This is a genomic window from Lachnoclostridium sp. An169 (assembly GCF_002160525.1).
Taxonomy (GTDB): Bacteria; Bacillota; Clostridia; order Lachnospirales; family Lachnospiraceae; genus Mediterraneibacter; species Mediterraneibacter cottocaccae.
The window spans coordinates 43,404-59,069 of sequence record NZ_NFKT01000010.1 but is presented as its reverse complement, the minus strand read 5'-3'; the positions used below and the strand labels follow the sequence as shown (position 1 = coordinate 59,069).

Sequence of the window (15,666 nt, the reverse complement as noted above, 5' to 3'; positions counted from 1 at the left end):
AATTTATGGTAATTTTAAAACAAAAATGCGAAAAACAGGATATAAAGAGACAGAAGTTTTCTGTATGATAGAAGAAATCAGAACGGTGGAGATGGCTTTCGAGCTGAATCGCAGACACGAAGAGCAGAATGCGTGAAACAAAAAATATGAAACTGTAAGAAGGGAGAAATTAACATGACAGAAGAACAGATCAGGCAGGGAAAAGAACTGTTGGAGCATATTCTGATTGAAAACGGCGAGGTTGTAAAGGTAGAGTACCGCCAGGAAAAGAAAGAGAATATCTTTATGGAGACCGTAAAGCTCTGGCCTACTCCGGAGATGTTCCTTATGGAAATCCTTCTCCACCCGTCAGTGGAATCCAATATAAGAGTGATCCTTGCACTCCCGGTAAAGGAACAGTGGAACGGGAAACTTCTTGCCACGGGAAATGGCGGCGCAGCGGGAGAAGTGGGAGAATTTTTTGTAAATTACGGAGTCTCCCACGGATATGCATCGGTGAGCACGGATATGGGGACCTCGGAAAAATACGGAACTATGTACGGAAAACGGGAACGGATGATCGATTTCGGATACCGTGCCACCCATGAAATGACGGTGGCGGCAAAGAAGGTGATCCGGGCGTTCTATGGAAAGGATCCGGAACATTCCTATTTTACCGGGGGCTCCACAGGCGGGCAGCAGGCGCTTTCCGAAGCACAGAGATATCCGCATGATTACGACGGGATCGTGGCGTTCAGCCCGGCGTACAACCGGGTCAGGCTTCATACATGGTTCGTCTGGAACTGGCAGGCTGTAAACAGAGATCCAAAAGGGCGTTTCGATGCAGAGAGCGCGGAGGCAGTTTCCGCGCGTCTGGTACTGGAGTACGGAAAGCTTTGCGGCGGTGCGCCGGGAGACAATTTCCTGACGTATCCCCACAGGCTCAGAGATCCATATACCCACCAGGTGAAAATCGATATGGGGATATTTACAGATGACAGGATGAAAGTAAAGCTTTCGGCGGAGCAGTTAAAGGCGTTGGAGCAGATCTATGCGGGAGTTGTGGATCCGGTGACAGGAGAGCGGATCTATGCGGACTTTTCACTCGGAGCGGAGAGGGAGGGGCTCTCCCTAGTGGATCTGAGCAACCCGGATAACTTCCGGACATCCCTTCTCTTTCCCTTCCTCTGGGCGTGGGGCGAGGATGCAGACCTGATGAACTTTGATTTCCATAAGGACTATCTGAGGGCAGTGGAAGAACTCTCTCCGATCCTGGATGCGGCAAATCCGGATTTAAGTGAATTCCGCAAAGCGGGTGGAAAGCTGATCCTGGTGGGAAGCTCGGCAGATGCGATCATCCCGTATACGGATTCCCTGAATTACTATAACCGGGTGCTCGAACAGGATGGCGGGCGCCAGGTGACCGATGGATATCTGAGATACTTTATGATACCCGGAATGGGACACTGCGGTGGCGGAACAGGATTTCAGAGCGTGGGCTATATGGCGATGCCGAACGGGATCGGGGACAGGTATCACGACACGATGCTCGCCATGGAGAAATGGGTAGAGGACGGAGAAGCCCCGGAGAAGCTGATCGCCACGGCGTTTACGGACGGCAATAATTTCAGAGGAGAGGTTACTGCGCAGCGTCCGGTATGGGCATGGCCCGCAGAGACCGTGTATGCAGGCGGCGATGTGAATGCGGCGGAGAGCTATGTAAAGAAAGGATAGTTTTGAAAGGCAGGAGGAGTTCTTATGGTGAAAAAGTATAGTTTTTACGCGGGCGCAGCGAAAGGGGATATCACTCCGGCAGAGGAACTTTTTCCGATCCCGTTTATCGGTCCGATCGCGATAGACAGGGTTTGCGACCGGATCTATGTGAGAGCGCTTATGATGGATGACGGCAGCAGCCGTATCCTTTTTATGACCTTAGATGTCTGCATCCTTCCCCATTATAAAGAAATGGAAAAGCTGATTTCAGAAGAGACGGGAATCCCGCAGGATCACATTTTCATGGCGGCGACGCATACCCATGAAGTACCGATAACAGGAGCAGGAGATTATCTGGAAGGGGTAACGGAGGAACCAAAACGCAGAAAATGGTACGAAGCGCTGCTGAAGACGGTTCTTGATACAGCAAAGGAAGCAGAGCGTAATCTGCGCCCTGCCCGGATCGGATATGGGACGGGAAAATCTTATGTGAATGCCAATCGGGATGCACTGCCACGAGAGAAAGGCGGAAAATCTGAGATCGGCATCAACTTTGAGCGCCCGAGCGATAAGACGCTTGCTCTTGTCCGGATTGAAGACCTGGATGGGAAGACGATCGCCCTGATCATCAATTATGCGGTACATGCCGTGGTATTAAACGGCTGTATCGTAGAGGGAGGAATCGGTCTTTCGGGAGACCTGCCGGGAAGAACATCCGCATTGCTGGAGGAGAAGATCGACGGTGCGGTGGTGCTTTGGACTTCCGGAGCGGCAGGAGACCAGAATCCCAGGATCATGGGGCAGTACGGCATAGAGATCAGGGACGGAAACCCATATCTGAAGAATCTGGAGGAAAAGGGATATATGATTCTCGATTTTCTCACAGCGGAACATGTGGAGGATATTTTGGAGGTGAACGACAGAATCGTCTGTGAGGAAGAGGAGGCAGAGATCTATTCAGCGGAGAGGACTGCTGTGTGCCCGGGCAGAAAAGCAGAGAAAGATCCGGTCTCATATACCCTTCGGCTTCTGACAGTCGGTGAGATCGCTTTTGAGGGGATTTCTGCAGAAGTTGTTACATCGGTGGGAAAGGCAGTCCGCGAGGATTCTCCTTACAGGAAGACGATTCTTGTAAGCCACGCCTGCGGATACTGCGGCTATGTACCGGACGACTGGGAATATGAGCACGATGCTTTCGAGGCGGAAGGAACTCCGGTGAAACAGGGATATGCACAGCCGGCATTTATCCGCGGATTCCGGGAACTGTTTAAAGAAAGGATGGGGAGAAGAAAATGAAAATCTATGATATGAAAGTAAATCACCTGACAAATCCCGTGGGATACCGGATGGATCGGACGGTATTTTCATGGAAAGTAGAAGAGGCGGCAGGCACAGTGCAGACTGCCGCCCGTATTGTGGTGGCGCGGGATGCATCGATGGACAAAGTGGAGGCGGATACAGGATTTTCGGAGGACACCGACAGTCTGGGAACACCGGTCGTACTTTCTCTGAAGCCGCGCACCCGGTACTATTGGACTGTAACTGTGCGGACGAATGCCGGAGAAGAAGCGAAAGGAGAAGTGCAGTGGTTCGAGACCGGGAAACGGGACGAGGCGTGGCAGGCACAATGGATCACCTGCGACAATGAAAATCCGCGGCATCCGGTATTTGAAAAAAAGATCTCCCCGAAGAAAAAGGTGGAGAAGGCGCGGCTCTATATCTGCGGTCTGGGGCTGTATGAGGCGATGTTCTGCGGGAAACGGATCGGAAACGAGTACTTTACCCCTTACTGCAATGACTATAACGAGTGGGTGCAGTACCAGACGTTTGACCTGACGGAAGTGATGCAGGAGGAAGGGAAAGGGACGCTGTCTGTATTTCTCGGAAACGGGTGGTACAAAGGGCGTTTCGGATTCGACGGCAAAGACGAAGGCGGCTTTTATGGAAAGGAGTGGAAACTTCTTGCGGAACTGCACCTGGAATACGAGGATGGAGAGACGGAGACCATCGGGACAGACCCGTCCTGGAAAGTGCGCCGCAGCAGGATCACATTCTCCAATATCTATGACGGCGAACACCGGGACGATACCCTGCCGGACCTCCCGGCGGAACAGGCAGTCCTTACCGCTGCGCCTGCGGGAGAACTGACAGAGCGGATGAGTATTCCGGTGACGGAACACGAGCGTTTCACTCCGGCTGAGCTTATCCATACGCCTGCCGGAGAGGCAGTTCTTGACATGGGACAGGAGTTCACGGGGATTTTTGAACTGAAAGTGAGGGAACCCCGGGGGACTCAGATCCACATTCAGACCGGAGAAATCCTGCAGAACGGAAACTTTTATAACGGCAATCTGCGCACCGCCAGATCCGAGTACTGTTTTGTCACAGACGGCACAGAGACCGTGCTGAAACCATATTTTACTTTTTACGGATACCGGTATGTGAAGATCGAGGGAATCCCGGATCTGAAAAAAGAAGATTTCACGGGAATTGCCCTTTACAGTGATCTGGAGTTTACCGGGGAGCTGACGACCGGGCATGAGCTCATAAACCGGCTTGTTTCGAACGTACGCTGGGGAATGAAAGGCAATTTTCTGGACGTGCCGACTGACTGCCCGCAGAGGGACGAACGTATGGGGTGGACGGCGGATACCCAGGTATTTGTCCCCACAGCGGCTTATCTTGCCGATACTTACGCGTTCTACAGGAAATATCTGTATGATATGAAGAAGGAACAGGCGGTCAGAGGAGGAAGAGTACCGGATGTGGTACCCGCGTTTGCCGTAGAAGACTGCTCTTCCGTATGGGGGGACGCAGCCTGCATCATCCCCTGGACGCTGTACCGGATATATGGAGACGTATCCATTCTGGAGGACCAGTATGAGAGCATGAAAGCCTGGGTGGATTATATCCGGAGCGTGGACGGAGACGACCACAGATGGCGCAGGCAGTTCCATTTCGGAGACTGGCTGGCACTGGATAACCGGTTTGGCGCGGCAGATGCAGTCCTGGGCGGGACAGATGAAGGATTTATCGCGGATGTCTACTATGCGGCAAGCGCGGAGATGGTGGCAAAAGCGGCGGAGGTTCTGGGAAAGACCGAAGACGCCGGGGAGTATTCAAGCCTTTCCCACGCACAGTTCGACGTGGTGAAAGCAGAGTATTTCAGTGCCACAGGCCGCTGCTGTATAGACACACAGACGGCACATCTGCTGACGCTGAAATACCACCTCTCCTCTGACGAAGAGCGGAGCCGCAGGAATCTGCGGGAACTGTTCCGGAAAAATAAAGAACGGTTGGAGACCGGATTCGTCGGGACGCCCCTTCTGGGAAATGTGCTGACGGACAACGGATTTTCAGACCTCGTCTGGAGACTGGTGTTAAACGAAGAGTATCCGGGATGGCTCCACGAAGTACTGCTCGGGGCGACCACAGTGTGGGAGCGTTGGAACAGTGTGGGAGATGACGGCGTGATATCGCCCACGGGAATGAACAGCCTGAACCACTATGCATACGGCTCCATCCTGGAGTGGCTTTTCCGGCACGGCGCGGGACTGGATTTTGACGGGGAGACGCCGGGGTGCAGGCACGCTGTGATGAAGCCGGCGATGAACTGGAAGGTAAAGAGTATGTCGGCAGTTTACGATTCTCCGGCGGGAAAGTATGCGTTCTCGTGGAAGATTCTGGACGAACATCATGTGAAGATTCTGGCGGAAGTCCCGTTCGGGTGCAGGGCGGATCTCATCCTTCCGGCAGGACATGTGTCTGAAGGAAAACTGGCAGAAAAAGGAAGACTGCAGGAAGAAGCCTCTGTCCCGAAACAGGCGGAAGAGGGAAGATTCCTTCTGCAGCCGGGCAGCTTCCAAGCAGTGTGGGAGACGGAAGAGCCTCTGCGCAGAATCTATACGGCAGATATGCCGGTCAGGGAACTGAAGTCAGACCCGGATACAAGGGAGATCTTTCTGAAGATCTTCCCGTGGGCGGTAGTGACGCCGCCGGATCTTCTGGATAAAACGGTACGCGAAGTGGCGCAGATCAGGAATCTGCCTGTACCCGAAGAGCGGTTTGAAGAACTGGAGCAGGCTCTTAAGAAACTGTAAACAGTGCTGAAGGTGGCAGGTACAGACGAGCAGAATGCATGGAATGGATTCTCCACGGAAATTTATCACAATGCAAATTATCAGGATATAGAGACAAATATTCATTGATTCATGCGGATATACATCATACAGGAAGGAAATCAGAGCGATGAAAGAGCAGAAAGATGAACTGAAAAAACAGGAAAAATCAACGGAAGCGACAGGAATGGCGCAGTCTTATGAAATACTAAAAAAACAGAGAGAGCGCTGGGCGTCTCAGGAAGTTACAGGGGAACGATTTCTCGTACCGCGCAGCGGGAAACCGGGGGTACAGACGATTCTCTACCGTCCGGAACATGCAGGGGACGGTCCTCTTCCCGTATTCGTGAATATGCACGGCGGGGCATGGATCGGCGGGGACGCAGTCCTGATGGATACCTTCTGCCGGAAGATGGCGGATGAACTGGGTGCGTTTGCTGTCAATATCAACTATACCAAAGTGGATGTGTGTCCCCTTCCCTATGCCCAGGAGGAAGCAGCGGATGTGATTCTTTACTTTGCAGAACATGCGGAGCAGTACGGGATCAATCCGGAGAAGATCATCGTGGGCGGACACAGCGCCGGGGCACATCTGGCATGCTGCGCCGGGATCCTGCTGGCGGGGAAGAACTTCGCCCTGGCAGGGGAGATGCTGGTCTATCCCGTGGCAGATCTGACCAGGGAGGAAGAAGTGATCGCTCTGGCGCGGTCCGTGATGCATCCGGATATCCCCTGGGATGATCCGGTCCTCTCCCCGGCAAAGGCTCCGGATGAGGTGCTCCGCAGGACCCCTCCTGCACTGTTTATCCTCTGCGGGAAGGACGAGCTCCTGAAAAGCGGAAAGGATTATATGCTCCGTCTGATGGAAGCGGGAGTCGAGGTGAAGGCGAAAGAATACCCGGCTGCAGAACACGGGTTTCTGGAGACGAACCAGCCGGAATATCCGGACAGCGATCCGCGGAAAAATGCGGAGCAGGCAGTGTATGCCAGAGACTGCGAAGCGTACCTTGTGCGGGAACTGCGGACATTTTTGAACGAAAATTTGAACGAAAATGTCCTTCCCGGGACGAAAAATTCTCTGTGAAGACAGAAAGAAACTCTCTATAATACATACAGCTGTAATAAAGATGCAGAGCTGTGAAAAATAACCAGCGGTGAAATAAGGAGGACTTGTCATGGATCAGTTTCAGAAAGCCCGGGCAGTGTGGATTGGAAATCCCCGGGAGAAGTACAATCAGTTTGCGGGATTTCATACCCGCCTGTCACTGGAAAAAGAGACAGAAGTTACATTTAAGATAGCGGCAAGGTCTTACTACCGCCTCTATATAAACGGAGAGATGGCAGCGCACGGACCTGCCCGCAGCGCGAAGGGGTACTGCCGTGTGGATGTGATCCGCAGACCCCTTGTGGGAACCTGTGAGATCGCAGTGGAGACAGCGGCTTACTCCAAACCGGAGATGTACTGTAATGACTGTACCATGGAGCCGGGAATGCTGACACTGGAGATCACGGATCCGGACGGAAAAGTACTTTCCGCTACCGGTGAGGAAGGATGGACGTGCGGGGAACTTCTCTTCCGCCGTTCCCGTGTGGAGACGATGAGCCACTGCCGTGGAATCGTGGAGTATTATGACCTGACGCCGGAGAGCTTTTCCTGGAGGATGGAAGGATTCACGCAGAGACCGGTCCCGGCAGAAGAACCGGATGCGTATCTTAAGAGAAGAGCGCCTTATCCGACGCTGCGCAGGATTCCGTTTCCGGGCATACAGTCCGTCTGCGATATTGCCCCGAGGGACCAGGAACCGAAAGATACGAACCTTCTGCTTGCGGGAGTGGTGAATCAGAAATGGTACGGTATGATTCCGCCGGAAAACCGTTTCCTGGAAAGCCTTCAGAGAGAAGGAGACGCTCCCTTTACGGGAAAATACCGGGAAGGAATCCCGGGAAAGGGGATAACGGTCATCCCCGGAAGAAATCCGGCTGCCGTATACTGGGCGCTTCCTGCCTCTGAGGTGGGCTTTCTGGATCTTACAGTACAGGTGGAGAAGCCGTGCGTCCTGGATTTGATCAGCTCCGACCACCTGGGGCGGTCCGGGGAACTTGCCGGGAATACGTATGCAGCCCGGTATTGTCTGCAGGCAGGCACTTATCATCTCAATACTTTTGAACCGAAGCTTGTCCGGTATGTAAAAGCAGTCGTGCGCACGAACGGGAAGGTACAGTTTCAGGCTCCGGCGGTGCTGGATGATACATATCCGGATGAGAAAAGGACAGTATTCTCCTGCAGCGACGGGGACTTAAACCGGATTTTTGAAGCGGCTTGGAGGACGCTGCGGCTGAATACGCTGGATATTTTTATGGACTGCCCGGAGCGGGAGAGAGGCGGATGGCTGTGCGACTCCTATTTTACGTCAAAGGGGGCATGGCATCTGTTCGGCGACCTCTCGGTGGAGAAAGATTTTATCGAGAACTTTATGCTTACGGATCCGGAGAAGAACTGGAACGGCTTTTTCCCGGAGGTTTATCCGGGCGTGCGTGGGGCAGACGGGGACGTGGGGATCCGCAACTGGTCCTTCTGGCTGATGTTGGAACTGTGCGATTATTATGAGCGGTCCGGTGACCGGGAATTTATCGACCGGTGCAGGAACAGAGTGGAGCGGTTCATGGAAGGAGTGCTCTCCCTGCGCGGAAAGAGCGGGCTTCTGGAGATACCGGGTTCTCTTTTTGTGGACTGGTCGCTCTCCAACAGCAAAGCTGCCATGGAACCCATCTCCGTCCCGGTCAACTGTCTGGCTGCGCGGATGATGGACGAACTGGGAAAACTCTATGACAGAGCGGACTGGAGGAGGACCGCAGAGGAAATGAGAGGCATCATCAGGGGACTGGACAAAGGCGGTATCATGAGCGGAAGCGGGGATGGCGCCATTGTGGAAAACACCTCCGGTCAGATCCGTCTCAGGCGCGGGGAATGTCGCACGGAGAGCGGGACTGCCCTGGAGATCTGGAGCGGTTTCCATCTCGAGGACAGGGAGTATATCCGGCAGTTTATAAACGCGATGGGAACCTGCCCGAAAGAGCGCCCGGACCCGAATATCGGGCGGTCCAACCTTTTTATCGGCCTGATGATACGGTTTGATGTTCTGGCGCGTCTTGGAAGAACAGAAGAGCTGATCCGGGAGTGGAAAGATCTTTACCTCGAGGAACTGCGCATTGGTTCAGGCACATTTTTTGAAGGAGTCCATGCATCATCCGGCTGTCACGGATTTAACGCATACACGGGATGCCTGATAAAGGAACAGATACTGGGGCTTGGCGAACTGAATCAGCGGACAAAGACTGTCCGGATCGCGCCGCATCCGGGCCGCCTTTTCTGGGCATACGGAAGCGCCCGCTGTGAGGACGGGATGATATTCCTCAGATGGAGTGCAGACCAGGATGAACATGTCCTTGATATGCAGCTTCTTCTTCCGGAAGGATGGAAGGCGGAATATGAGATACCTTTTGAACTGTGCGGCTGGCTGGTATGGGTAAACGGAGAGCAGATCGACTGGAAAACGGAGAGGGGGTATGTAAGATGAAAAAGTATGCAGACCACTGTGACGGACGGAAGAGATGCAGCGCGGAGTTTTTTAAATTCCGGATCGGTGAGGAAGAAGAATCCATCCGGGAGCGCCTGCGGGAAGTATGTCAGAGAGGAATCTGTAATGTGATAGCAGGATGCGAGGACAAAGGTTTTAAAACTATTCCATTTGACGGGGAATATTATGCCGTGCTGCCGCGTCTGGCAAAAGCCTGCGCGGATCTTGGCATGCATTTCTGGCTTGAGGACTATTCCCCTTTCCCGACCGGAAGCGCCAACGGCGCATATGGAAAGCCGGAGAACAGGGAGTGGAACAAGCTGTATATCGACGAGCGGCACATGGATGTCAGGGGACCGGTGAAAAACGCCGGGATCCGGATTGAACTGCTGCAGAATGTCGTGTACGGAAAAGCAACGCACCGGTTCGCGAAGACGGATCCTTCCTGCAGGGAACGGCTGTGTATTGTGGCGTACCGGCTGTGCGGGAGAGAGCGCGCCTGCCGGTCAAAAACAGTGCCGGTACTGGAAGCTGGGACGGCACTTTCCCTGGATCCTTTTGTGAAGAATGGGATACTTACCTGGGATATCCCGGAAGGAGACTGGAGGATCTTTGTCGTTTTCACTACATACGAAGGATCGGGAAGACCGGATTATATGAATCTTTTAAGCCGGGAGTCCGTGGCACTTGAGATTGAAAATGTCCACCTCCCGGTGTATGAACACCTGAAAGACTATCTGGGAACGAGCTGGAACGGATTTTTTTATGACGAGCCGGAGATCGGCAATTCCGGCGATGCGAATGTGTTCGATTACTTTATGCTTCCGGGGCGGAGGACAGAAGAGCCGACTGATATCAGCGTCCTTCCGTGGAGCCGGGAGATGCCGGAAGAAATGAAAAAAAGAGACGGAAAATGGATGGAGAAACTGCCATATCTCTGGTATGACGGAAGCGGGATACATACCGAAGAAAACAAAGCAGATGACGCAGAAAAAGATGAGACATGCGCACGTTTCCGTCTTGCTTACATGGATGCGGTGACGGCGCTTGTCCGGGAGAATTATAACGGGCAGGTATATGCATTCTGCCGGGAGAGGGGGATCCATTATATCGGGCATGTCCTGGAGGATGAGGGAAGCCACGCCCGTCTGGGATGCGGTCCGGGGCATTATTTCCGGCAGCAGTATTATCAGGATGAGGCAGGGATCGATGTGATCGCAGGGCAGATCCTTCCGGGCAGGGACTGGACGGCGTCCTGGTACGGCGCGCCGAACGCGGACGGGGAATTCTACCACTATGGTCTGGCAAAGCTGGCATCCTCCGAAGCGCACATCAATCCCCTGAAGAAAAACTGCTCCATGTGCGAGACATTTGCCATGTACGGGCAGCAGGGACTGACGGAGAGAAAATTCCTTGTGGACCACCTGCTCGTAAACGGAGTAAACCGCATCCTTTTCGCTGAGCTTCCTTCCTATGAAGCTTCCGCAGAATATGCGAAAACTCTTGCAGAGTATACGGATTGGATGAGCGCGCTGCTCCGGGAAAGCGTTCCGGTGATCCGCACTGCGGTTCTCTATCATGCGCAGGCGGAGTGGATGACGGGGGAAGAGGCGCAGGGCTTCCAGGTTCCGGCGGCAGTTCTTGCCAGAAATCAGATCAGCTATGATGTGATCCCGGAGGATGTATTTTCCGAACCGGAGCATTACCGGGCGGACTTCTCAGAAGGGCTCACAGTAAACGGCAACCGGTATGAAGCGCTGGTTATCCCGAGGACCAGATACCTTGCCCGGGAGACGGAAGCATTTGTCCGCCGCTGCGGGGAGACAGGATTTCCGGTGCTTTTCGTGGATGAGATGCCGGACGGATTTAAGAACGGGAAGCAGGAGAAAGAACACGCCGGAGAAAAAGGCGTTCCGTCCTCATGCCGGGCAGTCCCATACAGCGCTCTGGCAGAGGAGGTGTCGAGATATCTCTCCCCGGATATCCGCGTGGAAGCTCCCGGCAGGAGATGGATCCGCTGCGCCCATATCCGGAAAGGGAAGAAGGATATCTTCCTGATTCATAACGAATCCCCGGACGGCGGACAAAAGTGCAGGGTACTTCTGCCTTTGCCGGAGGAAGAAAAACTGTCCGGTACAGGGAAAGTGATCCGGACTGATCCTGTCAGCACTCTGGAATGGATTCCGGACCAGAAGAGACTTCCCGACGGAAATATCTGCATCGAACTGGAACTGGGGCGCTATGAGATGGCAGTGCTCAGGTATGAAAGGACGGTTGGCGGAGCAGACGACCGGGCGGTTCGGTATGAGCGCTCTGCTGCGGCGGAAGGAGCCGTCCGGAATATTTCGTGGACACTGGAACTTCCGAACGGGAGATGCGTTTCTGAAGAAACAGGTGCACTTCCGGAAGCAGAGAGATACCTGCCCCGTGAGTTCTACGGAGGACTTGTCTACCGGGGAAAATGGCAGGAAAACAGGAATGGAGCGGCAGACGCGGATCCGGAGGGAAATGGCGCGGACATCCTGCCGGACATCCTCTGTGTGGACGGTGTGTCCGACTGCTGCGGGGTCTTGCTTAACGGAAAAGATCTCGGAAAACGCGTGGGGGCGGTCTGCTTTTTTGATATGAGAGGCGCGGTATGTCCGGGACAGAATGAGCTGGAGATTGAAGTCTATACAAGCGCCTCCAACAGAGCGGATAAAAAGAGTGTTTTCGGAATCCCTCTGGACAGTCTGACCGCACTTCCGTATACACTTGCCGAACCGCTTGGAATATACGGGGTGGTAAAGCGCGTTTGCGTAAAAATATGGTGATCGCCGTTGTCGGCGCATACTGTATTGCGAAATCAAATCTGAGCAAAGAGGGATGGCGGACAGTCAGATATGAAGCAGTACAGGAAAACGGCAGGATTAGCTGAACAATAATATGAAAAAAATCAGGAGAGTATCCTTTTGTCTGTGGATATTCTCCTGAACTTAAATTTATTTTTTCAGATTTACAATCGTTTCTAAATCATAAAGGCAGAGTTCTTCTGTCGTCTCGGATTCTGAGATGATTTTTGCGTCAAAGCCGGATTCAGAAAACAGGGCATAATAGAATTTTGCTTTTCCTTTCAGGGGTGTGAGTTTCGCAACGGTATCAAGGTATTCGGAATAAGCGAATGGACTTCGTCTGAATTTACATTCGCCTACCAGATATTCCTTTGCGCCTCTGTCGATGGCAAGGAGATCGATCTCCGTTTCCGCTACTCTAAGTTCGTTTTGCGCTTCCTTATCACGGACAGTTGTTCTCCCTGTCCACCGTCCCATTTTTGCATAACGGAACGGTAAAGCGTTTTTCTTCTGAAGCTCCCGCACAAATTCTTTGCAGACATCTTCAAAAACCGGTGAAGCGAACTCGTGCAGAGTTGGTTCTACAAGATATTCGTAAACGCCCTCCACATCTCCATCCTCAAGTTGTGAAAAATTGGAAAATCCGAACGCATACCAAAAACGGAAAAAATTATCGGTCAGGCGGTAGGTCCCGCGATTTGTATTCGCCATTTCCTTTGTTCCGGCATCTACGGAAAATTCACGTTCTATAAGCCCCAGTTCAATCATGTTTTTCAGATAAACACTTGTCTTTGAGGTGTCCTCCACAAGTGATTTCTGACTGATGTCATTCAGCTTTGTGTTTCCCAGTGCGACTGCCTCAATAATGGAATTGTAAACCGGGGTTTCGCGAAGTTCCTGATGAAGCAGGAAATCTGTCTCGCTGTAAAGCACAGAGCCTTTTGTCAGGATATTCCGTTTGATGTTTTCCGCAAGGGAAAGTTCTGGGCTGAACTGATTAAGATAATGCGGAATACCGCCAAGGACCGCATAAGCAAGCACCTTGTCCCTCTCCGAATAATTCGGGAAAAATCTTGCGGCGTCATAAAATCCCATTTCCTTCATTTTATAAATACCTGTGGCTCTGCCGTACAGCGGATTTTTTTCTGCAAGCAGCTCTTTTTCAATGAAACTCATTGCGCTGCCGCACAGAATGATCATCACATTGCTGTCTTTAAACGTTGTGTCCCATAGATTTTGCAAAAGAGATGGAATACTCCTGTTTCCTCTGCACATATACGGGAACTCATCGATTATAACCAGTTTTTTCTTTTCACCGTATGGAAGATCAAGAATTGCGCAGAAGGCTTTTTCCCAGTCTTCAAATTCCGAAATATATTGTTTGGCAGGGATATCCTCCTGCAATAGCTGTTTAGAAAATTTTACAAGCTGCGCCTTATCCGTACTTTGCGTACAGGAAAAGAATATGTGCGGTTTACCCTTGCAGAACTCTCTGAGCGTTTCTGTTTTTCCGACACGTCTGCGCCCATAGAGAACAATGAGCTGTGCCGTTTTTCCCTTATATCTGTCTTCTAAAAACTTGAGTTCAGTTTCTCTGCCTATGAACATATGCCTGCCTCCTGAAATATCTAATCTTGATTTACTAAATCGTGATTTGATATCATTATATCCATGAAATCTGAAAAAAACAAGAGGGGACACGCGCCGGAAAAATCTTTTGAAATCCTTACCGGACTGCTCCGCAATACAGATTTGTACCGCGGACTCAAAAGACCCCCATGCAGTAAACGAAAGCGGTTATTTCAAAAATTCCTCAATCTGCCCTGCCACGATCTTCACCAGACGTTCCCTTGCCTCCAGGGAAGCCCAGGCGATATGAGGAGTAATAAAGAGTCTCTCCTTCTCCTTTACATTCAGGAGCGGGCTGTCTTTTGCCATCGGCTCCACACAGAGGACATCCAGTCCTGCGGCTGCGATCTCTCCGTTATTCAGAGCGTCGGCAAGGTCTGCTTCGTTGATGATCGGACCACGGCCCAGGTTGAGCAGAATGGCGTCGGATTTCATCTTGTGCAGCAGGTCTTTGTTGACAAGATTTTCTGTATACTCGTTCAGCGGTGCGTGGATGGAAATAATATCGGACTTTGCAAGCAGTGTGTCCAGATCCACCTGATGATATCCCTCCTGTGCAGGCGCCCCGGATGCGGAGTAGTAGATCACATCCATGCCGAACGCTTTTGCGATGTCTGCCACCCGCCGGCCGATGGCGCCGAGGCCGATGATGCCCCATGTCTTGCCGTACAGTTCATGGAAAGGCTGGGCAAAATGAGTAAAGATCGGGGATTCGAGATAGCTCCCGCTTTTTACATAATCATCGTAATATCTCAGCTTTTCCAGGAGGTAGAACAGGATAGCGAAGGTGTGCTGCGCCACGGTCTCGGTAGAGTATCCGGCCACGTTGCGCCATTCGATGCCGCGCTGTGCCAGATAATCTTTGTCCAGGTTGTTGGTTCCGGTAGCGGTTACGCACACCAGTTTTACGTTCTTTGCCTCGGAAATAGTAGATGCGTTGACCGGAACTTTGTTTACCACAAGAACATCCGCGTCGGCTGCGCGTTCCGGCACTTCTTCCGGGGCGGTATAGGGATATTTCACCACTTCTCCGAGACGTTCAAACTGCGAATAGTCAATATCCTCGCCCAGGGTCAGGGCGTCTAAAAATACGATCTTCATGATCTTCCTCCTCAATAAGCAGGCTGTGCAGAACTGTGCGCCACATAGGTGCCTTTCCGCCAGGATGCCGTATTTTGTATTTTTTCCAAAACTATACTAGCACATATTTTACAGAGCTGCCATATTTTTTACCTGCCGCAGAGGAAAAACCGTCCGGACGAGAGCGGTTTTTGCTCATAATACAAGTGAAACCTACATATGATTATAGGGAAAAATACCGCGGGGACAAAAAGAGTGGATCAACTGGAAAAACGAAACCCACGCCGGAGGCATGACATGGTGTCTGCCGTGCGGCGTGCTGTGGCGTCTGCCGTGATATTTGCCGTGACGGTATGCCTGCTCTCGGGCTGTGTGTCCCGTCCGCAGAAGACACAGAAGCTCCGGGATCTGGAATTTACCGTGCTGGATAAGGATGCGGTTCCGGAAGAGTTTGCACTTGTGATCGAGGAGAACAAGGCGATGCCTTTTAAACTTACCTATGCTGACCAGGGATATCTCTATATTGCGGAAGGGTACGGCGCTCAGCCCACTACCGGCTACAGTGTGGAGGTGAACGGTCTTTATGAGACGGAAGACGCAGTGTACATCCATACCAACCTTCTGGGGCCGGAGAAGGGGGAGGAGACGAAAGAGATCAGCACGTTTCCCTATGTGGTTGTTCAGACGGAGTACATTGACAAGACGGTTCTCTTTGATTAATGCACCGGAAAACGACAG

Annotated in this window: 9 protein-coding genes; 7 read left to right on the top strand and 2 right to left on the bottom strand. The window is 52.1% G+C overall.

Annotated elements, in window-relative coordinates:
* Window positions 1-174 precede the first annotated feature (174 nt).
* The 6 genes from B5F07_RS09035 to B5F07_RS09010 all read left to right on the top strand — a co-directional run bounded on the left by B5F07_RS09035 (window position 175) and on the right by B5F07_RS09010 (window position 12,201).
* A complete protein-coding gene (locus B5F07_RS09035) occupies window positions 175-1,713 on the top strand; it encodes a tannase/feruloyl esterase family alpha/beta hydrolase (RefSeq protein WP_087160956.1) in 1,539 nt (512 codons plus the stop codon).
* 24 nt (window positions 1,714-1,737) lie between these two features.
* Window positions 1,738-2,988, top strand: coding sequence for a neutral/alkaline non-lysosomal ceramidase N-terminal domain-containing protein (locus B5F07_RS09030; protein ID WP_087160955.1), 1,251 nt, complete (start codon window positions 1,738-1,740; stop codon window positions 2,986-2,988).
* The gene (locus B5F07_RS09025) at window positions 2,985-5,792 is read left to right on the top strand and encodes an alpha-L-rhamnosidase (RefSeq protein ID WP_087160954.1); all 2,808 of its coding nucleotides are present in this window, start codon (window positions 2,985-2,987) and stop codon (window positions 5,790-5,792) included. The genes B5F07_RS09030 and B5F07_RS09025 overlap by 4 nt, the downstream gene beginning before the upstream one ends.
* A gap of 148 nt (window positions 5,793-5,940) precedes the next feature.
* A complete protein-coding gene (locus tag B5F07_RS09020) occupies window positions 5,941-6,894 on the top strand; it encodes an alpha/beta hydrolase (protein WP_087160953.1) in 954 nt (317 codons plus the stop codon).
* 91 nt (window positions 6,895-6,985) lie between these two features.
* The gene (locus tag B5F07_RS09015; protein ID WP_087160952.1) at window positions 6,986-9,388 is read left to right on the top strand and encodes an alpha-L-rhamnosidase-related protein; all 2,403 of its coding nucleotides are present in this window, start codon (window positions 6,986-6,988) and stop codon (window positions 9,386-9,388) included.
* Window positions 9,385-12,201: a hypothetical protein gene (locus B5F07_RS09010; protein WP_087160951.1), complete on the top strand. Its 2,817-nt coding sequence runs from the start codon at window positions 9,385-9,387 to the stop codon at window positions 12,199-12,201. The genes B5F07_RS09015 and B5F07_RS09010 overlap by 4 nt, the downstream gene beginning before the upstream one ends.
* Before the next feature lie 168 nt (window positions 12,202-12,369).
* Here the strand turns inward: B5F07_RS09010 and B5F07_RS09005 are convergent, their stop codons facing one another.
* Entirely contained in the window at window positions 12,370-13,827 is a 1,458-nt protein-coding gene (locus B5F07_RS09005) for an ATP-binding protein (RefSeq protein WP_087160950.1), read from the bottom strand.
* Between the two features lie 189 nt (window positions 13,828-14,016).
* A complete protein-coding gene (locus B5F07_RS09000) occupies window positions 14,017-14,949 on the bottom strand; it encodes a D-2-hydroxyacid dehydrogenase (protein ID WP_087160949.1) in 933 nt (310 codons plus the stop codon).
* A gap of 234 nt (window positions 14,950-15,183) precedes the next feature.
* Here B5F07_RS09000 and B5F07_RS08995 point away from each other — a divergent pair, with 234 nt between their 5' ends.
* Complete coding sequence (locus B5F07_RS08995) at window positions 15,184-15,648, top strand: protease complex subunit PrcB family protein (RefSeq protein WP_242972480.1); 465 nt, start codon at window positions 15,184-15,186, stop codon at window positions 15,646-15,648.
* Window positions 15,649-15,666 lie beyond the last annotated feature (18 nt).